The 26,045-nt window shown below is 66.3% G+C and carries 23 protein-coding genes and 1 riboswitch; of the genes, 21 read left to right on the plus strand and 2 right to left on the minus strand.

From position 1 onward, the window contains the following. Nucleotides 1-79 precede the first annotated feature (79 nt). The 6 genes from EWH10_RS08610 to guaA all read left to right on the plus strand — a co-directional run bounded on the left by EWH10_RS08610 (nucleotide 80) and on the right by guaA (nucleotide 6,705). Nucleotides 80-622, plus strand: coding sequence for a hypothetical protein (locus EWH10_RS08610; RefSeq protein WP_044661275.1), 543 nt, complete (start codon nucleotides 80-82; stop codon nucleotides 620-622). Nucleotides 623-713: 91 nt separating this feature from the next. Continuing rightward, on the plus strand, nucleotides 714-1,313 hold the full coding sequence (locus EWH10_RS08615) for a YqiJ family protein (RefSeq protein ID WP_044661274.1): 600 nt from the start codon (nucleotides 714-716) through the stop codon (nucleotides 1,311-1,313). Between the two features lie 9 nt (nucleotides 1,314-1,322). After that, nucleotides 1,323-3,038, plus strand: coding sequence for a flotillin family protein (locus EWH10_RS08620; RefSeq protein ID WP_065847885.1), 1,716 nt, complete (start codon nucleotides 1,323-1,325; stop codon nucleotides 3,036-3,038). A gap of 18 nt (nucleotides 3,039-3,056) precedes the next feature. Continuing rightward, nucleotides 3,057-3,704 (plus strand): YoaK family protein, encoded by a 648-nt coding sequence (locus EWH10_RS08625; protein WP_044661272.1) that lies wholly within the window; start codon nucleotides 3,057-3,059, stop codon nucleotides 3,702-3,704. A gap of 145 nt (nucleotides 3,705-3,849) precedes the next feature. Then, nucleotides 3,850-5,103: a TCR/Tet family MFS transporter gene (locus tag EWH10_RS08630; RefSeq protein ID WP_044661271.1), complete on the plus strand. Its 1,254-nt coding sequence runs from the start codon at nucleotides 3,850-3,852 to the stop codon at nucleotides 5,101-5,103. Nucleotides 5,104-5,145: 42 nt separating this feature from the next. Further along, entirely contained in the window at nucleotides 5,146-6,705 is a 1,560-nt protein-coding gene (gene guaA / locus EWH10_RS08635; RefSeq protein ID WP_044661270.1) for a glutamine-hydrolyzing GMP synthase, read from the plus strand. Between the two features lie 224 nt (nucleotides 6,706-6,929). Here the strand turns inward: guaA and EWH10_RS08640 are convergent, their stop codons facing one another. Then, nucleotides 6,930-7,190: a DUF6356 family protein gene (locus EWH10_RS08640; protein ID WP_044661269.1), complete on the minus strand. Its 261-nt coding sequence runs from the start codon at nucleotides 7,188-7,190 to the stop codon at nucleotides 6,930-6,932. A 103-nt stretch (nucleotides 7,191-7,293) separates the two neighbouring features. Between EWH10_RS08640 and EWH10_RS08645 the strand changes: the two genes are divergently transcribed. The 6 genes from EWH10_RS08645 (at nucleotide 7,294) to EWH10_RS08670 (ending at nucleotide 13,195) form a co-directional block, all read left to right on the plus strand. After that, nucleotides 7,294-8,481: an aminotransferase gene (locus EWH10_RS08645; protein ID WP_065846920.1), complete on the plus strand. Its 1,188-nt coding sequence runs from the start codon at nucleotides 7,294-7,296 to the stop codon at nucleotides 8,479-8,481. An 86-nt stretch (nucleotides 8,482-8,567) separates the two neighbouring features. After that, entirely contained in the window at nucleotides 8,568-10,001 is a 1,434-nt protein-coding gene (locus EWH10_RS08650) for a DNA recombination protein RmuC (RefSeq protein ID WP_044661267.1), read from the plus strand. A 190-nt stretch (nucleotides 10,002-10,191) separates the two neighbouring features. Continuing rightward, nucleotides 10,192-10,824, plus strand: a complete 633-nt coding sequence (locus EWH10_RS08655) for a nicotinate-nucleotide adenylyltransferase (protein WP_268236561.1) — start codon at nucleotides 10,192-10,194, stop codon at nucleotides 10,822-10,824. Nucleotides 10,825-10,836: 12 nt separating this feature from the next. Further along, nucleotides 10,837-11,226: a ribosome silencing factor gene (rsfS, locus tag EWH10_RS08660; protein WP_044661265.1), complete on the plus strand. Its 390-nt coding sequence runs from the start codon at nucleotides 10,837-10,839 to the stop codon at nucleotides 11,224-11,226. Between the two features lie 158 nt (nucleotides 11,227-11,384). Then, complete coding sequence (locus EWH10_RS08665; protein WP_025549938.1) at nucleotides 11,385-11,807, plus strand: 23S rRNA (pseudouridine(1915)-N(3))-methyltransferase RlmH; 423 nt, start codon at nucleotides 11,385-11,387, stop codon at nucleotides 11,805-11,807. A 152-nt stretch (nucleotides 11,808-11,959) separates the two neighbouring features. Continuing rightward, the gene (locus tag EWH10_RS08670; RefSeq protein ID WP_044661264.1) at nucleotides 11,960-13,195 is read left to right on the plus strand and encodes a murein hydrolase activator EnvC family protein; all 1,236 of its coding nucleotides are present in this window, start codon (nucleotides 11,960-11,962) and stop codon (nucleotides 13,193-13,195) included. Nucleotides 13,196-13,340: 145 nt separating this feature from the next. Here the strand turns inward: EWH10_RS08670 and htpX are convergent, their stop codons facing one another. Continuing rightward, on the minus strand, nucleotides 13,341-14,288 hold the full coding sequence (gene htpX, locus EWH10_RS08675) for a zinc metalloprotease HtpX (RefSeq protein ID WP_170825631.1): 948 nt from the start codon (nucleotides 14,286-14,288) through the stop codon (nucleotides 13,341-13,343). A 105-nt stretch (nucleotides 14,289-14,393) separates the two neighbouring features. On the opposite strand from htpX, the gene EWH10_RS08680 reads away from it, so the two are divergent. From EWH10_RS08680 to gltB, 9 genes are all read left to right on the plus strand, one after another. Next, a complete protein-coding gene (locus EWH10_RS08680) occupies nucleotides 14,394-14,567 on the plus strand; it encodes a DUF1674 domain-containing protein (RefSeq protein WP_064485884.1) in 174 nt (57 codons plus the stop codon). Nucleotides 14,568-14,765: 198 nt separating this feature from the next. Beyond that, a complete protein-coding gene (locus tag EWH10_RS08685) occupies nucleotides 14,766-15,194 on the plus strand; it encodes a hypothetical protein (RefSeq protein ID WP_025549941.1) in 429 nt (142 codons plus the stop codon). 87 nt (nucleotides 15,195-15,281) lie between these two features. After that, entirely contained in the window at nucleotides 15,282-16,181 is a 900-nt protein-coding gene (locus EWH10_RS08690) for a UTP--glucose-1-phosphate uridylyltransferase (RefSeq protein WP_025549942.1), read from the plus strand. Between the two features lie 111 nt (nucleotides 16,182-16,292). Further along, nucleotides 16,293-16,410: riboswitch (yybP-ykoY riboswitch) on the plus strand. 94 nt (nucleotides 16,411-16,504) lie between these two features. Continuing rightward, nucleotides 16,505-17,083, plus strand: a complete 579-nt coding sequence (locus tag EWH10_RS08695; protein WP_025549943.1) for a TMEM165/GDT1 family protein — start codon at nucleotides 16,505-16,507, stop codon at nucleotides 17,081-17,083. A gap of 103 nt (nucleotides 17,084-17,186) precedes the next feature. Continuing rightward, nucleotides 17,187-18,125 carry a complex I NDUFA9 subunit family protein gene (locus tag EWH10_RS08700; RefSeq protein ID WP_044662978.1) on the plus strand — a complete coding sequence of 313 codons (939 nt, stop codon included), beginning with the start codon at nucleotides 17,187-17,189 and terminating at the stop codon, nucleotides 18,123-18,125. A 157-nt stretch (nucleotides 18,126-18,282) separates the two neighbouring features. After that, complete coding sequence (locus EWH10_RS08705; RefSeq protein ID WP_044661262.1) at nucleotides 18,283-19,092, plus strand: undecaprenyl-diphosphate phosphatase; 810 nt, start codon at nucleotides 18,283-18,285, stop codon at nucleotides 19,090-19,092. Nucleotides 19,093-19,257: 165 nt separating this feature from the next. After that, entirely contained in the window at nucleotides 19,258-20,709 is a 1,452-nt protein-coding gene (locus tag EWH10_RS08710) for an NAD(P)-dependent oxidoreductase (RefSeq protein ID WP_025549946.1), read from the plus strand. After that, nucleotides 20,709-21,419, plus strand: a complete 711-nt coding sequence (locus tag EWH10_RS08715; protein ID WP_044661261.1) for a DUF2059 domain-containing protein — start codon at nucleotides 20,709-20,711, stop codon at nucleotides 21,417-21,419. The genes EWH10_RS08710 and EWH10_RS08715 overlap by 1 nt, the downstream gene beginning before the upstream one ends. Nucleotides 21,420-21,505: 86 nt before the next feature. After that, entirely contained in the window at nucleotides 21,506-26,044 is a 4,539-nt protein-coding gene (gltB, locus tag EWH10_RS08720; protein ID WP_044661260.1) for a glutamate synthase large subunit, read from the plus strand. The last annotated feature ends 1 nt before the right edge of the window (nucleotide 26,045 follow it).

Genomic DNA, 26,045 nt, shown 5'->3' on the forward strand with positions numbered 1-26,045 from the left:
TGGCGGCGCATCCGCGTTCAGGCCTCCGACAGCCATGATCGCCTAGCCATCGGCAAATTTCGGCTGAGGGACGAGGGTCATGAACAAGATGAGGTGGATGACGGGATCGCTGATCGCGACGGCCCTGCTGGCGGGCGGCGTCGCGTCGGCACAGGCCTATCAGCCGCGGCAAGGCGCGCCGCAGGAACAGGATGACCTGTCGGACGAAGCGCAGCCGCCCGCCGATGACGCCGCCCCGGACGACCGAGCGAGCCCTACGCGCGCCGACGATGATTTTTCCGATGTCGTGGCGGCGGATCAGGACCATGCCGGCGCCCGATCCCCTGACAGCGACGGCGGGCGGGGCGATCTGGCGGAGGCGCCCGCCGACCGGGATGGCGAGGATGCGATCACCTATTGCGCGCTCGCCGCCCGCGACGAGGCCGAGCGGGAGGGCGGCTTTGCCGAGGTGCGCCAGGTGCAGGAGCCCCGCGAGACCCGCAACGGCTATGATGTGGAGGGCGATGTCGAGGTCCGGTCCGGCTGGCGGGCGCAGGATGGACGGTCACGCCACTTCACCTGTTCGGTGCAGAATGGCCGGATCGCGGACCTTTATTTCCGGCGGGAACGCGCCGCCCGATAAGCGCGCTCCGTCCGCCGCATCGCGGCCACGCTTTGCCCTATCCTGTTTTACGTCAATCCATTAGCATCGGCGCGAATCAGGGGAGTCAGGGGTGGCCGCGTTCCTTTTCGCGACCGAGAATGTCGTTTTCGTCTCAGCGATCGTCCTGATGCTGCTCATCGGGGCGGTGCAGGCCATCGGAATCGCGGGCGACTTCGATCTCGACATTGACGGCGATGCGGATCTGCTGGGCTGGCTGGGCGTCGGTCGCCTGCCGCTGTTGATGCTGCTGGCGATATTCCTGGCGCTGTTCGGCATGATCGGGCTGATCGGGCAGCATCTGCTGCTCGATCTGACCGGTGCGATGCTGCCGCCGCTGATCGCCGCACCCGCCGCCCTGATCGCCAGCCTGCCTGCGACCGGCCTTGCCGCGCGACGGCTCGCCCCCCTGCTTCCCCGCGACCAGAGCAGCGCCGTTCCGCTGGACGCGCTGACCGGAAGCTTCGCCCGCATCGTCACCGGCGTCGCGCGCAGCGGCTCCCCTGCCCGCGCCCGCGTCGAGGATGCCTATGGCCAGGCGCATTATGTCATGGTCGAACCCGACAATTCCGGCCAGACGCTGGAAGAGGGCGAAACCATCCTGCTGGTCCGCCGGGAGGACCATGTCTTCCGCGCCATATCGCATGGCGACCATTATCTTCCCCGCCTTTAGGAGTTTCCCATGAATCTGCCCGCCGTGCAGGAGAGCTTTTCGCTCATGCCCTATCTGATCATCTCCGGGACCGGGCTTCTCCTCCTGATCGTGCTCGGCGTCGTGCTGGCGCGGCTCTACAAGCGGGCGTCGAAGGAGATCGGCTTCGTGCGGACCGGCTTCGGCGGGGAGAAGGTGGTGATGAACGGCGGCGCGCTGGTGCTGCCGATCTTCCATGAAACGATGCCGGTGAACATGAATACGGTGCGGCTGGCCGTGGAACGCAAGAACAGCGACGCGCTGATCACGCTGGACCGCCTGCGCATCGACGTGAAGGCGGAATTCTACGTCCGCGTGAAGCCCGACGCGCAGTCCATCGCCACCGCCGCGCAGACGCTGGGCGCGCGGACGATGAATCCGGAGGCGTTGAAGGAATTGGTCGAGGGCAAGTTCGTCGATGCGCTGCGTTCCGTCGCTGCGGGGATGACGATGAACCAGTTGCATGAGCAGCGCAGCGAGTTCGTGCAGAAGGTGCAGCAGGTGTCTTCCGTCGATCTCGCCATGAACGGGCTGGAGCTGGAGAGCGTGTCCCTGACCGGGCTGGACCAGACGTCGATCGAGCATTTCAACGCCAACAACGCCTTCGACGCCGAGGGGCTGACCAAGCTGACCGAGCAGATCGAACTGCGCAAGAAGTCGCGCAACGACATCGAGCAGGAAACCCGCGTCCAGATCGAGACCAAGAATCTGGAGGCGGAGCGCCAGTCGCTGCTGATCGCCCGCGACACCGAATTCGCCCGGCTGGAGCAGGAGCGGGAGGTCGAGATGCGCCGCGCCGTTCAGGCGGCGGAGGTGGCCCGCGAACAGTCGCTGCGCCAACAGGAGGCCGACCAGGCGCGGATCGAGGCGAAGAAGCTGGTCGACAGCCAGCAGATCGAGGCTGACCGCGCCGTGCAGCAGGCCCGCATCGCGCAGGAACAGGCGCTCGAACTCGCCCGGCAGGAACAGCAGATCGCGGTGCAGAACAAGAGCCGCGAGGAAAGCCAGGCCAAGGCGCAGGCCGACGAGGCGCGCGCCAAGGCGGTGGCCGCCGAGGAGCAGGTCCAGACGTCGCGCCAGACGGAGATTGCCGAGCGGACCAAGCGCATCGAACTGATCGACGCGGCGCGGGAGGCGGAGCGCGCCGCCATCCAGGTGCGGGTCGAGGCGGAAGCGGAGAAGCAGGCCGCGGCGGACCGTGCCGAAGCGCTGCGCCTGGCGGCGGAGGGCGAGGCCGAAGCCGCCAAGCTGCGCGCCGAGGCGGACCGGGTGCGTTTCGAGGTCGAGGCGGCAGGTCAGCGCGCGGTCAATGAGGCGGCGAACATCCTGTCGTCGGACCAGATGTCGCTGCAGACGAAGATGGCGCTGCTCAAGGTGCTGCCCGATCTGGTGCGGGAGGCCGCGAAGCCGATGGAAGCGATCGATTCGATCAGGATCGTGCAGGTCGACGGCATCACCGGATCGCATTCGGATGGCGCGGCGGTTATCGGCGGCGGCGAGCAGAACCTGGCCAATGCCGCGGTGTCCGCCGCCCTGCGTTACCGGGCGCAGGCGCCGGTGATCGATGGCCTGATGAAGGAATTGGGGTTGGATGGCGCGAGCCTCGATTCGCTGGTGAAGGGCGCTGTGGAGCCTGCCGCGGCCTCATTCGCGCCGGTCGTCGTCGAACCCGTGGACGGCGCGCGCAAGGCACCGCCGCAGGCCTGATGGTGCGGGGGCCAGCGCATGCGCGGATATGATGCTTCCCGCCACATGCTGGCCATCGGACTGGCGGCGCAGGCGGGGTTCATCGATGCGCTGGGGTTCCTGAAGCTGGGCGGGTTGTTCGTTTCCTTCATGAGCGGCAATTCCACCCGGCTGGGCGTGGGGCTGGCCAAGGGCGCGGCGGTCGCCGGGATGGCGGCGGGACTGGTCGGGGCCTTTGTCGGTGGCGTGCTGGCCGGTGCGCTGGTCGCGCGCCGGGCGGGCCGCTGGCGCAAGCAGGCGGTGCTGGGCCTTGCGACCGCGCTGCTGTTCTGCGCCGCGTTGCTGGCCCTGCCGGACCGGCCGGGCTCCGGGCTGACGCTGCTGATGGCGGCGGCGATGGGCGCGGTGAACAACGTCTTCCAGCGCGACGGCGAAGTCAGCATCGGCGTCACCTATATGACCGGCGCGCTGGTGAAGCTGGGCCAGCAACTGGCGGTGGCGCTGACCGGCGGGCCGCGATGGAACTGGCTGCCCTATCTGCTGCTGTGGCTGGGGCTGGTGGCGGGCGCGGTGGCGGGGGGTGGCCTCTTCGCGCTGATGGGCCTGCATGCGCTGTGGGTCGCCCTGGCCTTTTCCGGGCTGTTGCTGCTGTGGAGCGGCCGCCTGGGACCGTTGGACTTGGCATGACTGGGCGCAGCGCCTAGAGCCCTTTGCAAGCAGAAGGAATCATCTGCCGGCTCGAAAAACGCGGTAGAACATCAGGCTGTGGCATTCGATCCGATGCAGTCGGCTCGGAACAAGCTCTGTCCGGATCGACACCCAGGAGTCCATCATGTCACCGCGCCCATCCCATCGCCGCAAGGCCGCGATCGCCTTCATATTGGTGACGGCGCTGCTCGACGTGATGTCGATGGGGATCGTCATCCCGGTGCTGCCGCAACTGGTCGAGACGCTGTCGGGTTCCGGAAGGGCGGCGGGGATGTGGAACGGGTTGTTCGTCGCGCTGTGGGCCGGGATGCAGTTCCTCTGTTCGCCGGTCATCGGATCGCTGTCCGACCGGTTCGGGCGGCGGCCGGTGATCCTGGTCTCGGTCGCAGGACTCGCGCTCGATTTCCTGCTGATGGCGATCGCGCCCAATCTGTGGTGGCTGGCGGTGGGGCGGATGCTGGGGGGCGTGACGTCGTCCAGCTTCACCTCCACCTTCGCCTATATGGCCGACATCACCCCGCCCGAAGAGCGGGCGCGGGGTTATGGGCTGATCGGGGCGGCGTTCAGCGGCGGCTTCGTCGCCGGGCCGCTGCTGGGCGGGGTGCTGGGGGAGATTTCGCTGCGCGCGCCCTTCTGGGCGGCGGCGGGCCTGTCGGGGCTGGCCTTTTTCTACGGGCTGTTCGTGCTGCCGGAATCGCTGGCCGCCGACAAGCGGATGGATTTTTCGTGGAAGCGGGCCAATCCGTTCGGGGCACTGCGGCTGCTGCGGTCGCATCCCGAGCTGTCGAGCCTGGCGGTGGTCAATTTCCTGCTTTATTTCGCGCATCACCTCTTCTCCGCCGTGTTCGTGCTTTATGCGGGGGACCGCTATGGCTGGGGGGCGTGGCAGGTGGGGACGCTGCTGGCGCTGGTGGGCCTGATGGACATGGGCGTGCAGGGAATATTGGTCGGGCCGGTGGTGAAGCGGCTGGGCGACCGCACGACCATGGTGATCGGGCTTGGCTTCGGCGCGGTCGGGATTTTCGCGATGGGGCTGGCGCCGACCGGCTGGCTGTTCGTTGCGGCGATGTTCCCCAATGCGCTCTGGGGCCTTGCCATGCCGACCATCCAGTCGCTGATGACGCAGCGCGTGTCGGAATCCGAACAGGGCCAGTTGCAGGGCGCGAACAACAGCGTCGGCTCCATCGCGGGCATCGTGTCGCCGCTGTTCTTCGGCACGGTCTATTCCCTGTCGGTGGGCGCGAAGCCGCTGCTGCCCTTCATCGGCAGCGCCTTCCTGATCGCCGCGGCGGTGCTGGCGGGCGGGGCCGTGCTGGGATGGGCGGCGGGGCGGCGCGAGGACGCGGCTTCGCTGGACAAGGGGGCGCAAGCGCACTAACCGGGCGCGAATCCCTTCCTCTGGACATATAAAGGCGATTCGATGACGCTGCCCCTTCAGGATTCCATCCTTATCGTGGATTTCGGCAGCCAGGTGACGCAGCTCATCGCCCGGCGGGTGCGCGAGGCGGGCGTTTATTCCGAGATCGCGCCGTTCAACAGCGCCGCCGAAGCCTTCGAACGGCTGAAGCCCAAGGGCATCATCCTTTCCGGTGGCCCCTCCTCCGTCATGTGGGAGGACAGCCCCCGCGCGCCCCAGCATTTCTTCGAGGCGGGCATTCCGATCCTGGGCATATGCTACGGCCAGCAGACGATGATGCAGCAGCTTGGCGGCCATGTCGAAGGCGGCGAGAGCGGCGAGTTCGGCCGCGCCTTCATCGAGGTGAAGAAAGGCTGCGCGCTGTTCGACGGCCTCTGGACGGAGGGTGAGCGCCATCAGGTGTGGATGAGCCATGGCGACAAGGTGACGCGGCTCGCCCCCGGTTTCGAGGTGGTGGCGGTCAGCGAGGGCGCGCCCTATGCGATCACGGCGAATGAGGAGAAGCGTTTCTACGCGACGCAATTCCACCCTGAGGTCGTGCATACGCCGGATGGCGCGAAGCTGCTCGCCAATTTTGTGCGCCATGTCTGCGGCCTCAAGGGCGACTGGACCATGGCGGAATTCCGCGCGACCAAGATCGCGGACATCCGGGCGCAGGTGGGCGAAGGCCGGGTGATCTGCGGTCTGTCCGGCGGCGTCGACAGCGCCGTCGCGGCGGTGCTGATCCATGAGGCGATCGGCGATCAGTTGACCTGCGTGTTCGTCGACCATGGCCTGATGCGGCTGGGCGAGGCGGAGCAGGTGGTGAGCCTGTTCCGCGAGCATTATGGCATCAAGCTGGTCCATGTGAATGCCGAGGAACGCTTCCTGGGCGGGCTGGCGGGCCTGACCGACCCCGAGAAGAAGCGGAAATTCATCGGCGGCGAGTTCATCGCCGTGTTCGAGGAGGAAGCGAAGAAGATCGGCGGGGCGGACTTCCTGGCGCAGGGGACGCTTTATCCCGACGTGATCGAGTCCGTGTCCTTCACCGGCGGGCCTTCGGTGACGATCAAGTCGCACCATAATGTCGGCGGCCTGCCCGAGCGCATGAACATGAAGCTGGTCGAGCCCTTGCGCGAACTGTTCAAGGATGAGGTGCGCGTGCTGGGCCGCGAACTGGGGCTGCCGGAGATTTTCGTCGGGCGGCATCCTTTCCCCGGACCCGGCCTCGCCATCCGCATTCCGGGCGAAGTGTCGAAGGAGCGCTGCGACATCCTGCGCAAGGCCGACGCCATCTATCTGGAGGAAATCCGGAGCGCCGGGCTGTACGATGCGATCTGGCAGGCCTTCGCCGTGCTGCTGCCGGTCCGCACGGTAGGCGTGATGGGCGATCACCGCACCTATGACAGCGTGTGCGCCCTGCGGGCGGTGACGTCGACCGACGGCATGACGGCGGACATCTATCCCTTCGACGCCGCCTTCCTGAGCCGGGTGGCGACGCGGATCATCAATGAGGTGAAAGGGATCAACCGGGTGGTTTACGACTACACCTCGAAGCCGCCGGGGACGATCGAGTGGGAGTAAAGCCGGAAAAGCGAATGTCCGGGGGACATTCGCCGGCTTTACTTGGCGCCGTGCGGCGCCGGAGCGGTTGCAGAGCGCCGGGGAAATAGATGCAACTGCGCCTGCGAAGGTCTGATCCAGTCCAAGCGTCGCCGTTTTAGCGCACCGTCAGCACTGGGCTCCCGCCTTGGCAGGAGCGCGTTGCCCTATAAGCGAAGCCGCGCCCTGCCGGTCGCCTTCTTCCTTCAAATCTCATATTCCGGGCGCCATTTCGGGTTGAGATAAGCGGGTTCGGGAAGGTCCGGCTGGCGTTGGCGCATTTCATCGTACAGCCGCTTCACCGTTGCGCTGCCGGTGCGGGTGAAGAAAGCCGGGACCAGCCCATGGATCATGCAGGCAAGCCCCGCCCGCACCATCAGGAAGCCGAAGCGCGTCGCCACCTCCAAATGCTCGCCATAGCTTTCATTGACCTCTCTGGGATGCTTCAGGAACAGGCGGTCGATCATGTCTGCTCGCTCATGGCCATGGGAAAGCGGCATCCTAATGCATAAGCGGGCCGAAGCAGAGGGCCGATTGCACGGAACTTGACCCCCCACCCCGAAAACCGGCATGTCCACCGGCATGAGCGAACGCGATCCTCTCGGCCATCCCGTCTATCGGAACATGCCCACCACCATCTTCGAGAAAATGTCCGCCCGCGCGCGGGAGACCGGTGCGATCAACCTGGGACAGGGCTTTCCCGACGCCCAGGGACCGGAGGAGATACTCCGCGCCGCCACCGACGCGCTGCTGACCCGGTCCAACCAATATCCGCCCATGGCGGGCCTTGCCGAACTGCGCGAGGCGGTGGCGGCGCATTATGCGCGGCATCAGGGGCTGGACCTGTCGCCGCAGGAGGTGATCGTCACCTCCGGCGCGACGGAGGCGATCGCGGCCAGCCTGCTGGCGCTGGTCCGGCCCGGCGACGAGGTGCTGGTGCTGGCGCCGCTCTACGACGCCTATCTGCCGCTGATCGAGCGGGCGGGCGGGGTGGCGCGGGTGCTGCGGCTCACCCCGCCCGAATGGCGGATCGGGCGGCAGGCGCTGGCGGCGGCGGTCACGCCAAAAACCCGGTTCCTGCTGATGAACAATCCGGTGAACCCGACGGGCATCGCCCTGCGCGAAGAGGAACTGGCGCTGCTGGCGGAATTTTGCGTGGAAAACGACCTGATCGCCATTTGCGACGAGGTGTGGGAGCATATCGCCTATGACGGCATCGCCCACAGGCCGCTGATCGGCTTTCCCGGCATGCGGAATCGGACGGTGAAGATCGGGTCGGCGGGCAAGATCTTCTCCGTCACCGGATGGAAGGTCGGATGGATGTGCGCCGCCCCGCCGCTGGCGACGCTGCTTGCCCGCGCGCACCAGTTCATCACCTTCACCACCCCGCCCCATCTGCAATGGGCGGTGGCCGAGGGGCTGGCCAAGCCGGAACGCTGGTTCGACGCGATGCGCGCCGCCTATCAGGCTTCGCGCGATCGCCTGGTCGCGGGGCTGCGCGGGGCAGGCTATGTCGTCAATTCCAGCGCGGCGACATGGTTCGTGACCGTCGACCTGCCCGCTTCCGGCATCGACATGGACGACGTCGCCTTTTGCGAGCGGATCATCGATGAAGCGGGCGTGGCGGCGATCCCGATTTCCGCCTTCTATCCCGCAGAACCGGTGACGCATCTCGTCCGCCTGTGCTTTTCCAAGGCGGACGAAATATTGGACGAGGCGGTGGCGCGGCTGGCGGCTTTCCGAACGTCCCTGACCTGAAACGCCTGGCCGGCGGATGCCGCATGCCGCTTGCGGCGGTGACGTCATGCGGCTAGGTTCACCTTTCGTTCTGCAAAGGGGCATATATGGACAGCCTGGCCGCCATTCTCATCATTGTCGCTCTGGTCGCGGGGCTGGCGATCGGCTGGCTGGCGCGGGGCCGGTCCGTGGCGCCGCTGCTGACGGAAAAGGCCGATCTGGCGGGCAAGCTGGACATGGCGGCGGCCCAGCGCAACGCCGCGATCCAGGAGCTGGTGGTGGCGCAGGAGCGCGCGGCGCAGGCGGCGGATCTGGCGCAGAAGCTGGAGGCGGAGCGCGCGGCGCGCGAAGCGGCGGCGCGGGAACTGGCGGCCTTGCGATCCGACACGCAGGCGCGGGCGGAAGCCTTCGAAGCGCAGATCGCGGCGCTCAAGGATGCGAAGGAGCAGCTTTCGGCCCAGTTCAGCGAAATTGGCGGCAAGCTGCTGCACCAGGCGCAGAGCCATTTCCTGGAACGCGCCGACCAGCGCATGATGCAGGCCCATGAGAAGAGTGAGGCGCAGCTGAGGCAATTGCTTCATCCGGTCAACGAGACGATCCAGCGTTACGACCAGAAGATCACCCAGATCGAGCAGCAGCGGACGGAAGCCTATGGCATACTGCGCGGCGAGATCGAATCGATGAAGTCGGGGCAGGAGGCGGTGCGGGCCGAAGCGCAGCGGCTGGTCGATTCGCTGCGCCATGCGCCCAAGGCGCGGGGCCGCTGGGGCGAGCAGCAATTGCGCAATGTCCTGGAGACATGCGGCCTTTCCGAGCATGTGGATTTCCGGACCGAGGTGAGCGTGGAGGGCGAGGACGGCCGGCTGCGCCCCGACGCGATCCTGCGCGTGCCGGGCGGGCGGGCGCTGGTGATTGACGCCAAGGTGTCGTTGAATGCCTATCAGGACGCCTATGGCGCGGAGGGCGAGGAGGAGAGGAAGCGGCTCCTGTCCGCCCATGCGGCTGCGATGCGCGCGCATGTCGAGACGCTGGGGCGGAAAAGCTATGCCGACCAGTTCGACGAAGCGCCCGATTATGTGATCATGTTCGTGCCCGGGGAACATTTCCTCTCCGCCGCGCTGGAGCATGATCCGCAGCTTTGGGACCATGCCTTCGGGAAGCGGGTGCTGCTGGCCACGCCGACCAACCTCATCGCCATTGCCCGGACCGTCGCGGCGGTGTGGCGGCAGGAGAAGATGGCGGATGAAGCCAAGCGGATCGGCATGCTGGGCAAGGAGCTTTACGAGCGGCTGGCCGGAGCGGCGGCGTCGCTCAAGAAGCTGGGCAACCGGCTGAACGGGGCCGTTGCGGATTATAACAGCTTCGTCGGCAGCTTCGAGGGTCGCGTGCTGGTGACGGGCCGCAAGCTGCGCGACCTGAATATCGAGACGGGGGGCAAGGAACTGGAAGAACTGGAGCCCGTGGAGGCGCTGGTTCGCGAACCGTCCTCGGCTGAGGCCGTGCGGGCTTTGCCGGAGGCGCTGCCGGATGCGGCGGAGTAGATTTCCTGTGCATGAGGTTAGGAGGCTAATTATTTTAGGGTGAAGCGGGATTCGGGAACTGGGCTGCTGCCGTCTCAGGAGCGTGGACCGGAGGAGGCCTGTTTGTCGCTCGATCTATCTATTAGCTGGCTAAGCATCATGCCCACTCGGCAGGAAATTTGCTCCCGGCCCCGCCAACTGGCATGGGCGAATCATGAAACGCATCGGCCTTCTCGGCGGCTCCTTCAATCCGGCGCATGACGGGCATCGGGACATTTCCCGGTTCGCGATCCACGCCTTGCGGCTGGATGAAGTCTGGTGGCTGGTTTCGCCGGGCAATCCCCTGAAGCCCCGGGCCGGCATGGCGCCCCTCCCCGCCCGTCTCGCCCGGGCCCGAAAAGTCGCGCGGCGCAACCTCATCCGGCCCACGGCCATAGAAACGCAGCTGCGCACCCGCTACACCATCGACACGGTGAAGGCCTTGCGAAGGCGCTATCCGCGCCACCGGTTCCTTTGGCTGATGGGGGCCGACAATCTCGCGCAATTCGGCCAGTGGAGGGACTGGCGCGGCATAGCCCGGATTATGCCCATTGCCGTGATCGCCCGGCCCGGCTATGATGAGGCCGCCCGTGGCTCACCGGCCATGAGCTGGCTGCGGCGCTTCGTCCGGCCCGCACGCCAGAGTGCAGCATGGACGGATTGGAGACCGCCGGCGCTTGTGCTTCTGCGCTTTCGCCCTGATCCAAGATCGGCGACCCTGCTGCGGCAGGCAGACCCCCTCTGGCATCGCGAATATGAACACAAACGCGTGCGCGACCCGCTCACGCGCCGGTTGATTGTCTAGAATGGAGCATCTTTGACCAGACCGCATCCCGCCAACGACACGGCTCATAATGCCGACAGCGTTGCCGCCCTGCATGACCTTGTCTTGAAGTCGCTTGACGACGACCAGGCGCAGGAAACCATCTCCATCCCCCTTGAAGGCAAGAGCAGCATCGCCGATCACATGGTGATCGCCAGCGGGCGTTCGTCCCGTCAGGTGGCGTCGATGGCGCAGAAGCTGGCTGAGCGGATCAAGCAGGCGACCGGGCGCTCCGCCCGCATAGAGGGCCTGCCCGTGGCCGATTGGGTGTTGATCGATGCCGGCGACGTGATCGTTCATCTGTTCCGGCCGGAGGTGCGCAGCTTCTACAATCTGGAGCGGATGTGGGGCTTTGTCGACGCGCCGGTGGCGGGAACCGCCTGACCCGCCGCTTCGACAAGCGCGTCCCGCCTTGTTAGAGCGCGCTGCGTTCCATCGGGCGCAGGTCGCGCGCCCTAATTTTCGTCGTCGCAACATTAAGCGGAAACCGGTTCCCACTTTTCTGCACGATTTTTCTGCACGATGCTCTAAGGGGGCAGACCATGCTCCTCCACATCATCGCGCGCGGAAAGATCGGGCGCTCGCCCGAGGCGGAACTGGTCGACCGTTATGCGAAGCGGCTGACCATGCCGTTCAGGATCACCGAACTGCCCGATCGGGGCGGCAAGCTGCCGCCGGCCCCGCCGGGCACCGTCACCGTCATGCTGGACGAAAAGGGCCGGCAGCTCAGTTCCATCGATTTCGCCCGCCGCATCGAGGGGTGGCGAGATTCCGGCAAGCGCGAATGCCGCTTCCTGATCGGCGCGGCGGACGGCTTCGACGATGCGGATCGGGACAATGCGGACCTGCTGATCGCCTTTGGCGCGATGACATGGCCCCATATGATGGCCCGCGCCATGCTGGCCGAGCAATTGTGGCGGGCCTGCTCGATCCTGGCCGGGCATCCCTATCATCGCGAAGGGTAGGGTCTGAAGTTTCTCCTGCTCTGAACAGGGAGTGCAAGAGCCGGGTTCCTGCCTGCGCAGGAACCTGCGGGATGGAGGTTCTTTCATTCCGCCGGAACACAGCCTAGTCAGGGACGGTCGGCGCCGAACCGCGGACCGGCAGGGGGTTTTGGTTGAAACGGACGGCGATCATCGCGGCCTTTCTTGCCGGCGCGGCAGCGCTCGCCGGATCGCGCCTGCCCGCCGCCGAGGGGCAGGCCATCATCCTGACCGGCACTGGCGGCACCAGCCTCAGCGAGGAACAGGCCGCCCTGAAGGCCGCGCGCCGCCAGTCGGAAGAAGCGCGGTCGCGCTCCGAACGGCTGGAACAGCAGGCCGCCGCCGCCCGCAACGAAGCCGACCAGGCCCGCCGCCGCGCCGCCGCCATGGCCGCCCGCATCCAGCAGGCGGAGGCGGACATACAGGCCGCGCAGGCCCGCATCGCCATCGTCGCCCGGCTCCAGCGGGCACAGGCCGTTCGCCTGGCCGCCAGGCAGGAGCCGGTCGTCCGCCTGACCGCCGCCTTGCAGATGATGGCGCAGCGGCCGCTGGCGCTGGCGCTGGTCCAGCCGGGATCGATCGACGACGCCATCCATATGCGCGCCGTGCTGGGGCAGGTGCTGCCCGTCATCCGGGAGCGGACCGCCGGCCTGCGCGCGGAACTGGAGCGCAGCCGCGCCCTGCGCGCGACGGCCGAGCAGGCGGCGGATTCGCTTGCGCAAAGCCAGCGGGACCTGAAGCAGCGGCAGGCGGCCCTGCAAAGGCTGGAAACGCAAAAGCGGCTGGCAGCGCAGGATTACAGGGCCAATGCCGATCTGGAAAGCGACCGCGCGCTTGCCCTTGGCGAGCGGGCGCGCGACATCGTCGACCTGATGGACAGGCTGGAGGAGGCGGGCGACCTGCGCGACCGGCTGGCTGCCCTGCCCGGTCCCCTGTTGCGCCCCGCCCGACCCGATCAGGCGCGCGCGTCCGCACCGGCCCGTCCGCGCAGCCCTGGCGCGCCGCCGCCCTATCGCCTGCCGGTCGTCGGCCAGCTGGTGACGGGCATGGGCGAAGTGTCGGAAGGCGGCGTCCGCTCACGCGGCCTGACCATCGCCACGCGCCCCGATGCTCTGGCCGTGGCGCCGACGGCCGGCCGCGTCGTCTTTGCCGGCCCCTATCGCGGCTATGGGCAGATCGTCATCATCGACCATGGCGGCGGCTGGACGACGCTGATCACCGGCCTGCTGCGCCTCAACGCCGCCGTGGGGGATGTGGTGCGGCAAGGCGATCCGCTCGGCAATGCCGGGCCCGGGCGGCCCAGCATCACCGTCGAACTGCGACGGAACGGCCGCCCTGTCGACATCGTGCCGCTGGTGGGCGCTGGCTGATCCGTCGCGCAAGTCGGGAGGTGATCCCCTGTCCCGGAATGGCGGCCCCAGAGCGCGCTGCGTTAAATCGGACGCAGGCCGCGCGCTCCCACGGGACAAGCGGCTCGTGGGAACGGGGTGCAAGGATGCCAGCGGCGTGCGATGCTTAATCCCGGCGCAGCGGATCGAGCGCGCTCGACCTGCGGGCTCGGGTCGCTGCCGGGGGCTGGACTGCCGGAAACTGGGCTGGCGGGGATAGGGCGGATGCGCGCCGCGGCAGGGATGGGCCGCCCGCCATCTCCTCCAGCGCGGTGATGCGCTTTTCCGTTGCCGGGTGGGTGGAGAAAAGCTCGCTGACATGCACCGGCACGATATAGAGCTGGGCCGCGGCGGGATTGCGTTCGGCCACCGGATTGGGAATCGCCTCCGCACGGCCGGAAATCTTGGCGAGGGCGGAGGCGAGCGCGCGGGGATTGCCGCTGATCTCCGCGCCGGCGCGGTCGGCGCCATATTCGCGCGTGCGGCTGATCGCCATCTGCACGATCATCGCGGCGAAAGGCGCGACGATCACCGCCAGCAGCGTCGCGGCGACATTGCCATGGCCGTTGTCATGATTGCCGCCGCGGAAGAACAGGCCGAAATTGGCGAGCATGGAGATCGCGCCCGCAATGGTCGCCACCATCGTCATGATCAGCGTGTCGCGGTTGCGAACATGGCCCAGTTCATGCGCCATGACGCCCGCCACTTCGTCCCGGCTGAGCATCGACAGCAGGCCGGTGGTGGCGGCGACGGCCGCATGCTTCGGGTCGCGGCCCGTTGCGAAGGCATTGGGGTGCGGCTCATCGATCAGATAGACGCGCGGCATGGGGAGATCGGCGCGCCGGGCGAGGTCCGCGACGAGGCTGTAGAATTCGGGCGCGCTCCGCGCATCCACCTCCCGCGCATGATGCATCGACAGCACGATCCTGTCGGCGTTCCAGAAGGTGAGCAGGTTCATGCCCGCCGCCACCAGCAGCGCGATCACCGCGCCGCCGCCGCCGCCGAGCGTGTAGCCCAATGCCATGAACAGCGCCGTCAGCGCCGACAGCAGCATCACCGTCTTCATCCCACTCACTTGCGAAAGTCTCCTTTACGGCCCAGATAGCGGCCTTACTCTGAATATGGGGCGCCCCTGAATATGGGGTGACGATGACGCCCCCGCAATCGAAAGGATGGACCGATGGGAACCTTCAACGGCAAGCGCCCCGCGCATGTGAAGCCGCCCGCGCACCTTTCCAAGAGCCCGCCGGTGCCGCAGCCCGACCCGATCGACAGTCCCTCCCGCCATGACGAGTTATTGAGCCCCGTTCGCTACGGCGACTGGGAACGCAAGGGAATCGCTATCGATTTCTGATCCGGCCGCCAAAGACGGTTAACGGTTCATCGCTGTTTGGGCACAGTTGGCGATGGCCTGTGCCGCGGATGCGGGCGGCACCGAACGCCCCCCTAGCCTTTTGCGCTGCAAAACGGGCAGGCTTTTATCCGAGCGGAAAGCATAACATACCGGGGCGCGGATGAAGTGAACGTGGTTGCCGAAGTCAATGTGAGGTCAGTGTCGGATTACGCGCCGGAGGATGCGGCGCTTCTGTGTGCAGTGGGTCGTCTGGTCTGTGCCTGGACGATGCTGGAACAGAGCCTGGAGGCGAAGATCGCGATGATGCGGGAAGCCATGGGGGATGTGCGGACCGTGGGTGCCCGGACCCGTCCGGGCATGACGAAGCTGATGACCGAACTGCGGACCATGGTGTCGATGCGGGACAGGCGCAATGCCGGCGCATTGACGGAAATAGCGGATATCGAGCGCGACATGCAGAGGATCGACCGGTTCCGGTCGCTCATCATCGGCGGCTTTCAGCAGCCCGCGCCCGGCGGCTTCACATGCCGCGATGCGCGGAACAATCAGACGCATGTCTCGCTTGAGCAACTCGAAGCGGAAATTGCTTCCCTCGAAAGGGTGGCGCAGCGCCTGCTGGCTGTCTGAACGGGTTAAGTAATCTTCCACGCTTGATCTTTATGCGGCGGAGGGCGAAGCCTTCATTCCGCGCGCGAGCCAAGAAACAGGAGCCTCATGTCCTACAAACCGATTCGCAAAGCCGTTTTCCCTGTCGCGGGTCTTGGCACGCGCTTTCTTCCGGCGACCAAGTCGGTGCCCAAGGAATTGCTGCCGGTGGTCGACCGTCCGCTGATCCAATATGCGGTGGACGAAGCGCGGGAGGCGGGGATCGAGCAGATGATCTTCGTGACCGGCCGCGGCAAGGGCGCGATCGAGGATTATTTCGACATGGCCTTCGAGGCCGAGGCGACGCAGCGCGAGCGGGGCAAGGACCTGTCCGCGCTGGACGGCACGCGGCTGTCGCCGGGCAATGCGGTGTTCCTGCGCCAGCAGGAGCCGCTGGGCCTGGGCCACGCCATCTGGTGTGCGCGGGACATTGTCGGCGATGAGCCTTTCGCGATCCTGCTGCCCGACGAATTCATGAAGGGCGCGCCGGGCCGGGGATGCCTGAAGCAGATGGTCGACGCCTATGACAGGGTCGGCGGCAATCTGGTCTGCGCGCTGGAAGTGCCGATGGCCGACACGCCGAGCTATGGCGTGATCGATCCCGGCCAGCGCGACGGCGCGCTGACCGAGGTGAAGGGACTGGTGGAAAAGCCCGCGCCGGGCACGGCGCCGTCCAACCTGATCCTGCCGGGGCGCTATATCCTCCAGCCCGAAGTGATGAAGATCCTGGAGACGCAGGAGAAGGGCGCCGGCGGCGAGATCCAGCTTACCGATGCGATGGCGTCGATGATCGGCACCCAGCCCTTCCATGGCGTGACCTTCGATGGACGCCGCTTCGACTGCGGATCGAAGGCAGGATATATCGAGGCGAACCTCGCCCTCGCGCTGGACCGCGAGGATATGGGCGAGCATATCCGCAAGTTCGCATTGGCCGAACTGGGCGTCAGCGGGATCGCCGCCGCGGCCTGACAGGGCGATGGAGAGGAAAGGCGTGGCCGGCCGCCACGCCTTTCCCGTCTCTGCGGCGCGCGGCAACAGCGCCGGGCGGTCTTGCCTCTGCCGCCGATTCATCCTATGGGCCCCTGCGTCATCTGGGGAGTAGCCAGCCGTTCCCGAGGGAGCGGGCCGTTCGTCAACATATTTGGCCGAGAGGCCATGGCGGGCGGGATGCGGGAGACCTTCGGCGTCCTTCCGCATCGGGCGAGACCAATGGCATCATCTTCTCCGTCCAGCCGGGCGGGAGGGGATGGTGGCATTGCGTCTTCACCTTCGCCCGGCCCGGACAGACCCTGATGGAAGCATTTCTCACCTCCACCGCCCTCGTCGCGCTCGCGGAAATGGGGGACAAGACGCAATTGCTGGCGATGCTGCTCGCCACCCGCTTTCGCAAGCCAGCGCCCATCATAGCGGGCATATTCGCCGCCACTTTGGCCAATCATTTCCTCGCCGCGCTGGTGGGCCATTCGGTCGCCGGCGTGCTGACGGAACCATGGTTCCGCTATGCCGTCGCCGCCAGCTTCGTCGCGATGGCCGCGTGGACGCTGATCCCCGACAGGATCGACGAGGATGAGCCGTTGCGCGCGCCGTCGAAGGCGGGGGTATTCCTGACGACGCTGGTCGCCTTCTTCCTGGTGGAGATGGGCGACAAGACGCAGGTGGCGACGGTGATGCTGGGCGCGCGGTTCGACAATGTGCTGGCGGTCACCGCGGGCACGACGCTGGGCATGATGATCGCCAACGTGCCCGCCGTGCTGTTCGGCGAGGTGCTGGCGAAGAAGGTGCCGATGCGCGCGCTCCAGATCGGGGCGGCCCTGCTGTTCCTGGGCCTGGGCCTGTGGATGATTGCTGATTTGCGGGGCTGGATCGGGTAAAGCAGTTGTCAGCGGGCCGCGGCTGTTGCAAGGGGATGGCGGAAAGCCATTCCTTATCGGATGACAGGGGATGCGCGGAGTCATTCCCTTTGAACAGACAGGCATGGGACGCGTGATGAAGGACAGTCTGGTTACGGTGTTCGGCGGCGGCGGCTTTGTGGGGCGGCAGGTCGCCCAGGCGCTGATGGCGCGCGGCGCCCGGGTGCGCGTGGCGCAGCGCGATCTGTCGACCGCCGTGCGCGTCAAGCCGCTGGGCGCCCTTGGCCAGACGCAGTTCGTCGCGGCGGACATCCGCAAGCCCGAAAGCGTCGCCCGCGCCATTGCCGGCAGCGACATCGTCATCAATCTGGTGGGGGTGCTTTCCGGCGATTTCCAGGGTTCGCACCATGACGGCGCGGCGAACGTCGCCAGGGCGGCGGCGGAGGCGGGCGTCCAGGCGCTCGTCCACATCTCCGCCATCGGCGCGGATGCGCAGAGCCCCTCCGCCTATGGCCGGTCGAAGGCCGAGGGCGAGGCGGCGGTCAAGGCCGCCTTCCCCAATGCGACCATCCTGCGCCCCTCGATCATTTTCGGGCCGGAGGACCGGTTCCTCAATCGCTTTGCGGAGATCGTCCGCATCGCCCCGGTGGTGCCGGTGATCGCCGCCGACACCCGGTTCCAGCCGGTCTATGTCGCGGACGTGGCGCAGGCCGTCGCCAACGCCGCCGAAAATCCCGGCGAGCATGGCGGCAAGACCTATGAACTGGGCGGGCCGCAGACCTATACGATGCGGGAACTCAACGCCTGGATCGCCAGGACCATCGGCCGCGATCGCAGCCTGTGCGCCGTTCCCGCTTCGGTCGCCTCGCTGATCGCCATGCTGCCGGGCGGACCGATCACGCGGGACCAGTTGTCCATGCTGGCCAAGGACAATGTCGTCGCGCCCGGCGCGGACGGGCTGGCCGAACTGGGCGTCGCGCCCACGCCGATGCCGGCTGTCGCGGAGAAATGGCTGGTCCGCTACCGCAAGCATGGCCGTTTCGCGGGCCGGGTTCAGGCCTGATCCGCCGGAATCCGATCAGCCGGACCGACATCGGGCCGCGACGGGCCGTCTTGCGCGGGCCGTTCGCTTCTGCACAATGGGCGCAACGCACCCAACGCCCTCTCCCGCCCCGGGGGAGGGTTTCCCTTTGTTCGCCCCATAAGGACTGCATCCCTCCATGGACCTGCATTATCTGACAGTCATCCTGCTTGGCATCGTCGAGGGGTTGACCGAGTTCCTGCCCGTATCCTCGACCGGCCACCTGATCCTGGCGAGCGAATTGCTGGGCTATGACGCGTCCACCTGGGCGATGTTCAACGTCATCATCCAGTTGGGCGCGATCCTGGCGGTGGTGGTGCTGTACTGGCGCACATTCTGGGCGGTGGGCATGGGCCTGCTGCGCAAGGAGCCGACGAGCTGGCGTTTCCTGCGCAATCTGCTGGTCGCCTTCATTCCGGCGGCGGTGATCGGCCTCGCCCTGCATAATCATATCGAGGAACTGCTGGGCGCGCCGCGGGTCGTCGCCTGGGCGCTGATCGTCGGCGGCGTGGCGATCCTGGCGATCGAGCGGATGGTGAAGGAAAACCGGTTCCACGGCATAGCCGACATTCCCTTCGTGCGGGTGGTGGGCATCGGCTTCATCCAGTGTCTGGCCATGATCCCGGGCGTCAGCCGGTCGGGCGCGACGATCATGGGCGCGCTGACGCTGGGGGTGGAACGGCGCACGGCGGCGGAGTTCAGCTTCTTCCTCGCCATTCCGACCATGCTGGGCGCGTCCGCGCTGGAACTGCTGAAGAATGGCGACAAGATCACCTCCGGCGCGGTGGGATGGGACAGCATCGCGCTGGGGTTCGTGGTGTCCTTCATCGTCGCCGTGCTGGTCATCAAATGGTTTGTGGGGCTGGTGTCGCGCCATGGGTTCGCGCCGTTCGCCTGGTATCGAATCGTCGCGGGAATAGCCGCCCTGCTGTGGCTTTCCATGCGATAAGACCGAAACGGACCTATTTAACGCAAGATTATTTCAGGAGCGGAGAAGTTCCGGAGGCATTTCCCGGAAAATAGGTCAATCATGCTGACATAAGTCGCAGAATCCGCGTGACTCTGCGGGTTTTTCTGCTATGCGCTCCCTGCAAATTCATTTCAGGGACTCATCATGGCAGACAATCCAATGCTGAAATTCGTGGGAACGGGCCAAGCCTATCCCGAGAAGCGTTCGGCCGACGATCGCGCCGACGATTTTCTGGAAATCAGCCGCAGCTTCATATTGGATCGGGCGGAGGAACAGGCGTCGCGCTGCTCGCAATGCGGCGTGCCCTATTGCTCGACCCATTGCCCGCTGCACAACCATATCCCCGACTGGCTGCGCCTGACCGCCGAAGGGCGGCTGCGCGAAGCCTATGAACTCAGCAACCTGACCAGCACCATGCCGGAAATCTGCGGCCGCATCTGCCCGCAGGACCGGCTGTGCGAGGGCAATTGCGTCATCGAATTTTCGGGTCACGGTTCCGTCACCATCGGTTCGGTCGAAAAGTTCATCACCGACACCGCCTGGAAGGAAGGCTGGGTCGAACCGCTGGTCCCCGGCGCCCCCACCGGCCAGTCGGTCGGCGTGATCGGCGCGGGTCCGGCGGGTCTGACGACCGCCGAATATCTGCGGGTCGCAGGCTATGAGGTGCATGTCTATGACCGGCACGACCGGGCGGGCGGGCTGCTGACCTATGGCATTCCCGGTTTCAAGCTGGAGAAGGATGTGGTCATGCGCCGCATCCAGCGGCTGAAGGACGGCGGCATTGTCTTCCACGAAAGCTTCGAGGTCGGCCGCGACGCGACCATGGAGGAGCTGCGCGGCCGCCATGACGCCATCCTGATCGCGACCGGCGTGTACAAGCCGCGCGACATCAAGGCGCCGGGCGTCGGCGCGCCGGGCGTGGTCAAGGCGCTCGACTTCCTGATCGCCTCCAACAAGGCCGGTTTCGGCGACGCCGTGCCGGAACATGAGGACGGTTCGCTGCACGCCAATGGCAAGAAGGTCGTCGTCATCGGCGGCGGCGATACGGCCATGGACTGCGTCCGCACCGCCGTGCGTCAGGGCGCGACTTCGGTGAAGTGCCTCTATCGCCGCGACCGCGACAATATGCCCGGATCGCAGCGCGAGGTCGCCAATGCCGAGGAAGAGGGCGTTGAATTCGTCTGGCTTTCCGCGCCCATCGCCTTTGAAGGCACGGAGCATGTGACCGGTGTCAAGGTCACGAAGATGCGCCTTGGCCAGCCCGACGCATCGGGCCGCCGCGCGCCGGAACCCGATCCCGGCACGGAGCACACGTTGGAGGCGGACCTCGTCATCAAGGCGCTGGGTTACGATCCGGAGGAACTGCCCAGGCTGTTCGGCGCGGAGGACCTGTCCGTCACCCGCTGGGGCACGCTGCGCGTCGATCACAAGACGATGATGACCAGCATGGACGGCGTGTTCGCGGCAGGCGACATCGTGCGCGGCGCTTCGCTGGTGGTCTGGGCGATCCGCGACGGCCGCGACGTGACCGAACATATGCACCGCTATCTCAAGGCCAAGGCGAAAGCGGCGGCCGGGGAAAGGCAGGCCGCCTGATGCGCGCCGCCCTCCTCCTCCTGCTGGCGACGCCGATCGCGGCTGAGGCGCAGACCCCGGTTCAGGCGGCAGCCGTCCAGTCTGTCGATCCGGCACTGCTGACCAAGGCTCAGCCGATTGCCGCCGTCATCCTGCCCAACGGCACCATGGAAAAGATGATGGGGCCGATGATGCAGAAGATGATGGGACCGATGATGGACGGCATGACCAGGATGCCGATCCGCGAGTTCCTGAAGGTCGGCGGCCTCGACCCGGAGCGGGCGGAACATCTGGGTGAAGGCACGATCGAGGAAATGATGGCGATCATCGATCCCAATTTCCGCAAGCGGATGGACGTGATCGTCAACAGCATGATGCCGGCCATGGGTCGTTTCATGGGACGTTATGAACCGGACATGCGGGAAGGCATGGCGGAAGCGTTCGCCCATCGCTACAGCGCGGCCGAGCTTGATCAGATCGGTGCGTTCCTGAAAACGCCCGTCGGCGCCAAGTTCGGCGCGGGCTTCATGGAGCTGGCCGCCGACCCGCATTATATCGGGCGGATGCAGAAGATCATGCCTGAAATGATGCAGGCCATGCCGGAGATCATGAAATCCTCCACGGCGGAACTCGCCAAGCTGCCCAAGCCGCGAACCTATAATGATCTGACGAAGGCTGAACGCGAGCGTCTCACCGCATTGCTCGGCGCGGACGCCAGGAAGGCCCACTGACAAAAGCGCCGGCGATGCCGGCAACCAACGGAATGACAGCGGCCTTACCCAAAGACAGGGACGGCCACATGCAAGGGTAAGTCATCATGACCGACACCAATTTCATGGCCAGCCCCGAAGAGCGCGCACGGATCGCGGCCGAGGGCATGTATCACCCGGAAATGGAAGGCGATGCCTGCGGCGTCGGACTGGTCGCCGCGACGGACGGCCGCCCGAGCCGTCGCGTGGTCGCCAGCGCCATCGACGCGCTGAAGGCCGTCTGGCACCGTGGCGCCGTGGACGCCGACGGCAAGACCGGCGACGGCGCGGGCATCCATGTCGACCTGCCGGTGCGTTTCTTCGATGACGCCATTGCCGACTCCGGCCACAAGCCGCTGCCCAACCGCCTTGCCGTCGGCATGATCTTCCTGCCGCGCACGGATTTGAGCGCGCAGGAAACCTGCCGCACCATCGTCGAGGCCGAGATCATCGACGCGGGCTACACCATCTATGGCTGGCGCCAGGTGCCCGTCGACGTCTCCGTCATCGGGGAGAAGGCGCAGCGCACCCGTCCGGAAATCGAGCAGATCATGATCGCCGGTCCCATGCCGGAAGAGCGCGATCAGGCCGAGTTCGAAAAGGACCTCTATCTCATCCGCCGCCGGATCGAGAAGAAGGTGATCGCCGCGCAGATTCAGGATTTCTACATCTGCTCGCTGTCGTGCCGCTCGATCATCTACAAGGGGCTGTTCCTCGCGGAATCGCTGTCGGTCTTCTATCCCGACCTGCAGGACGAGCGGTTCGAGAGCCGGGTCGCGATCTTCCACCAGCGCTATTCGACCAACACCTTCCCGCAATGGTGGCTGGCCCAGCCGTTCCGCACGCTCGCGCATAATGGTGAGATCAACACCATCCGCGGCAACAAGAACTGGATGAAGAGCCACGAGATCAAGATGGCTTCGCTCGCCTTCGGTGAGCAGTCGGAGGACATCAAGCCGGTGATACCGGCGGGCGCGTCCGACACCGCCGCGCTCGACGCCGTGTTCGAGGCGATCTGCCGTTCGGGCCGCGACGCGCCGACTGCCAAGCTGATGCTCGTGCCCGAAGCCTATCAGTCGGCCAGCGCCGAACTGCCCCAGGCGCATGCGGACATGTATGAATATCTCGCCTCCGTGATGGAGCCGTGGGACGGCCCCGCCGCGCTGGCGATGACCGACGGCCGCTGGGTCGTGGCGGGCGTCGACCGCAATGCGCTGCGCCCGCTGCGCTACACGCTGACCGGCGACAATCTGCTGATCGTGGGTTCGGAAACCGGCATGGTCGTCGTGCCCGAAACCACCATCGTGCGGAAGGGCCGCATGGGTCCGGGCCAGATGATCGCCGTCGACCTGCAGGAAGGCACGATCTACGACGATCATGAGATCAAGGACCAGATTGCGGGCGAGCGCCCCTATTCGGAACTGATCAAGGACTTCATGACGGTCAATGATCTGGGCGATGTGCCCAGTGCCCTGCCCTCATGGGACAAGGCCGAACTGACGCGCCGTCAGGTCGCCGCCAACCTGACGCTTGAAGACATGGAGCTGATCCTCGCGCCGATGGTCGAGGATGCGAAGGAAGCCGTCGGATCGATGGGCGACGACACGCCGCTGGCCGTCATTTCCGACAAGCCGCGCACGGTCAGCCATTTCTTCCGCCAGAATTTCAGCCAGGTCACCAACCCGCCGATCGATCCGCTGCGGGAACGGTACGTCATGAGCCTGAAGACGCGCTTTTCCAACCTCCACAACATATTGGAGCAGGACGCGCAGAACAGCCATGTGCTGGTGCTGGATTCGCCGGTGCTGACCTCTTCCGAATGGGCGAAGCTGAAGGGGCATTTCGGCCCTGCGGTGGCCGAGATCGACTGCACCTTCCGAGCCGAGGGCGGGCAGGAGCAGTTGCGCGCCGCCATCGCCCGCATCCGGGAGGAAGCGGAACAGGCCGTGCGCGAAGGCCGCACCGAAATCTTCCTGACCGACGAGCATGTCAACGCCGACCGCGTCGCCATCGCCGGCGTGCTGGCGGCGGCGGCGGTGCATACGCATCTCGTCCGCAAGGGCCTGCGCAGCTATGCATCGATCAACGTGCGTTGCGCCGAAGCGCTCGACACCCATTATTTCGCGGTGCTGATCGGCGTCGGCGCGACCACGGTGAACGCCTATCTGGCCGAAGCCAGCATCGCCGACCGCCATGCGCGGGGGCTGTTCGGCGATCTGACGCTGGACGCCTGCTTCGAACGTTATCGCATCGCCATCAACGAAGGCCTGCTGAAGATCATGTCCAAAATGGGCATCGCGGTCATCAGCAGCTATCGCGGCGGCTATAATTTCGAAGCGGTGGGCCTCAGCCGCGCGCTGGTCAACGACCTGTTCCCCGGAATGCCCGCGAAGATTTCGGGCGAGGGCTATCAGTCGCTCCACTACAGCGCGAAGCTGCGCCACGACACCGCCTATGACAGCGCCATCGTGCGCCTGCCGGTCGGCGGCTTCTACCGCCAGCGCAATGGCGGCGAGACGCACGCCTATTCGGCGCAGCTCATGCACCTGTTGCAGACCTCGGTCGCGACCGACAGCTATTCGACCTATCTGCAATTCTCGCGCGGCGTGCGCGATTTGCCGCCGGTCTATCTGCGCGACCTGCTGGAGTTCAACTTCGCCCGCGAGGCGGTGCCGATCGACGAGGTCGAGGCGACCACCGAAATCCGCAAGCGTTTCGTGACGCCGGGCATGTCGCTCGGCGCGCTCTCTCCGGAGGCGCATGAGACGCTGGCCATCGCCATGAACCGCATCGGCGCCAAGGCCGTGTCGGGCGAAGGGGGCGAGGATGCGAACCGCTTCAAGCCCTATGAGAATGGCGACAACGCCAATTCGGTGATCAAGCAGATCGCGTCAGGCCGCTTCGGCGTCCATGCGGAGTATCTGGGGTCGGCCGAGGAAATCGAGATCAAGGTCGCGCAGGGCGCCAAGCCCGGCGAGGGCGGCCAGTTGCCCGGCTTCAAGGTGACCGAGTTCATCGCCAAGCTGCGCCATGCGACGCCCGGCGTGACGCTGATCTCGCCGCCGCCGCACCATGACATCTACTCGATCGAGGATCTGGCGCAGCTCATCTACGACTGCAAGATGATCAATCCCCGCGCCCGCGTCTGCGTGAAGCTGGTCAGCCAGGCGGGCATCGGCACCGTGGCGGCGGGCGTGGCGAAGGCCCACGCAGACGTCATCCTGGTCGCGGGCCATGTCGGCGGCACCGGCGCTTCGCCGCAGACGTCGGTGAAATATGCGGGCACGCCTTGGGAAATGGGCCTCAGCGAAGCCAATCAGGTGCTGACCCTCAACGGCCTGCGCCATCGAGTGAAGCTGCGCACCGACGGCGGGCTCAAGACCGGCCGCGACATCGTGATCGCGGCGATATTGGGCGCGGAAGAGTTCGGCATCGGCACGCTGTCGCTGGTCGCCATGGGCTGCATCATGGTGCGCCAGTGCCACTCGAATACCTGCCCGGTCGGCGTCTGCGTGCAGGACGAGCGCCTGCGCGAGAAGTTCACCGGGACGCCAGAGAAGGTCATCAACCTCATGACCTTCATCGCGGAGGAAGTGCGCGAGATTCTGGCGCGTCTGGGCTATCGCAGCCTGGACGAGGTGATCGGGCGGACCGAACTGCTGAAGCAGGTCAATCGCGGCGCCGAGCATCTGGACGATCTGGACCTCAATCCGATCCTCGCCAAGGTGGACGCGCCCGACGACCAGCGCCGTTTCAGCCTGACGGAATGGCGCAACCCGGTGCCCGACAGCCTTGACGCGCAGATGATGAAGGACGCCCGCGCGGTGTTCGAGCGCGGCGAGAAGATGCAGCTCACCTATACGGTGCGCAACACGCATCGCGCCGTGGGCACCCGCCTGTCGGCCGCCGTCACGGAGAAGTTCGGCATGTCGACGCTGGCGGACGGCCATCTGACCGTGCGGCTGCGCGGTTCGGCCGGCCAGTCGCTGGGCGCCTTCCTGTGCAAGGGCATCAAGCTGGAGGTCTTCGGTGACGCCAACGACTATGTCGGCAAGGGGCTGTCGGGCGGCATCATCACCGTGCGCACCACGGTGTCCTCGCCGCTGTCGAGCAAGGACAACACCATCATCGGCAACACCGTGCTCTACGGCGCGACCAGCGGGAAGCTGTTCGCGGCGGGACAGGCCGGGGAACGCTTCGCCGTCCGCAATTCGGGCGCGCAGGTGGTGGTCGAGGGCTGCGGCGCGAACGGCTGCGAATATATGACCGGCGGCACCGCGGTTATCCTGGGCAGGACCGGCGCCAATTTCGGCGCGGGCATGACGGGCGGCATGGCCTTCATCCTGGACGAGGACGGCAGCTTCCCGACGCGCGCCAATCCGGAAAGCATCGTCTGGCAGCGGCTGGAAAGCGCCCATTGGGAGGCGGAGCTGAAGGCGCTGATCGCCCAGCATGCGGTGGCGACCGACAGCAAATGGTCGAACACGATCCTGGACGATTGGGACCGCTGGCGCCGCTACTTCTGGCAGGTCTGCCCGAAGGAAATGGTGGGCCGCCTCGCCCATCCGCTGAGCGATGCGCCGACGCAGGTCGTTGCCGCCGAATAAG

The organism is Sphingobium fuliginis (assembly GCF_004152845.1).
Lineage (GTDB): Bacteria > Pseudomonadota > Alphaproteobacteria > Sphingomonadales > Sphingomonadaceae > Sphingobium > Sphingobium fuliginis.

Excerpts from the sequence above, each read along its gene's own strand:
- EWH10_RS08610 (WP_044661275.1), top strand. The coding sequence starts at position 80 with ATGAACAAGATGAGGTGGATGACGGGATCGCTGATCGCGACGGCCCTG.
- EWH10_RS08620 (WP_065847885.1), top strand. The coding sequence starts at position 1,323 with ATGAATCTGCCCGCCGTGCAGGAGAGCTTTTCGCTCATGCCCTATCTG.
- EWH10_RS08625 (WP_044661272.1), top strand. The coding sequence starts at position 3,057 with ATGCGCGGATATGATGCTTCCCGCCACATGCTGGCCATCGGACTGGCG.
- EWH10_RS08630 (WP_044661271.1), top strand. The coding sequence starts at position 3,850 with ATGTCACCGCGCCCATCCCATCGCCGCAAGGCCGCGATCGCCTTCATA.
- guaA (WP_044661270.1), top strand. The coding sequence starts at position 5,146 with ATGACGCTGCCCCTTCAGGATTCCATCCTTATCGTGGATTTCGGCAGC.
- EWH10_RS08640 (WP_044661269.1), bottom strand. The coding sequence starts at position 7,190 with ATGATCGACCGCCTGTTCCTGAAGCATCCCAGAGAGGTCAATGAAAGC.
- EWH10_RS08645 (WP_065846920.1), top strand. The coding sequence starts at position 7,294 with ATGTCCACCGGCATGAGCGAACGCGATCCTCTCGGCCATCCCGTCTAT.
- EWH10_RS08650 (WP_044661267.1), top strand. The coding sequence starts at position 8,568 with ATGGACAGCCTGGCCGCCATTCTCATCATTGTCGCTCTGGTCGCGGGG.
- EWH10_RS08665 (WP_025549938.1), top strand. The coding sequence starts at position 11,385 with ATGCTCCTCCACATCATCGCGCGCGGAAAGATCGGGCGCTCGCCCGAG.
- EWH10_RS08680 (WP_064485884.1), top strand. The coding sequence starts at position 14,394 with ATGGGAACCTTCAACGGCAAGCGCCCCGCGCATGTGAAGCCGCCCGCG.
- EWH10_RS08690 (WP_025549942.1), top strand. The coding sequence starts at position 15,282 with ATGTCCTACAAACCGATTCGCAAAGCCGTTTTCCCTGTCGCGGGTCTT.
- EWH10_RS08695 (WP_025549943.1), top strand. The coding sequence starts at position 16,505 with ATGGAAGCATTTCTCACCTCCACCGCCCTCGTCGCGCTCGCGGAAATG.
- EWH10_RS08700 (WP_044662978.1), top strand. The coding sequence starts at position 17,187 with ATGGGACGCGTGATGAAGGACAGTCTGGTTACGGTGTTCGGCGGCGGC.
- EWH10_RS08705 (WP_044661262.1), top strand. The coding sequence starts at position 18,283 with ATGGACCTGCATTATCTGACAGTCATCCTGCTTGGCATCGTCGAGGGG.
- EWH10_RS08710 (WP_025549946.1), top strand. The coding sequence starts at position 19,258 with ATGGCAGACAATCCAATGCTGAAATTCGTGGGAACGGGCCAAGCCTAT.
- EWH10_RS08715 (WP_044661261.1), top strand. The coding sequence starts at position 20,709 with ATGCGCGCCGCCCTCCTCCTCCTGCTGGCGACGCCGATCGCGGCTGAG.
- gltB (WP_044661260.1), top strand. The coding sequence starts at position 21,506 with ATGACCGACACCAATTTCATGGCCAGCCCCGAAGAGCGCGCACGGATC.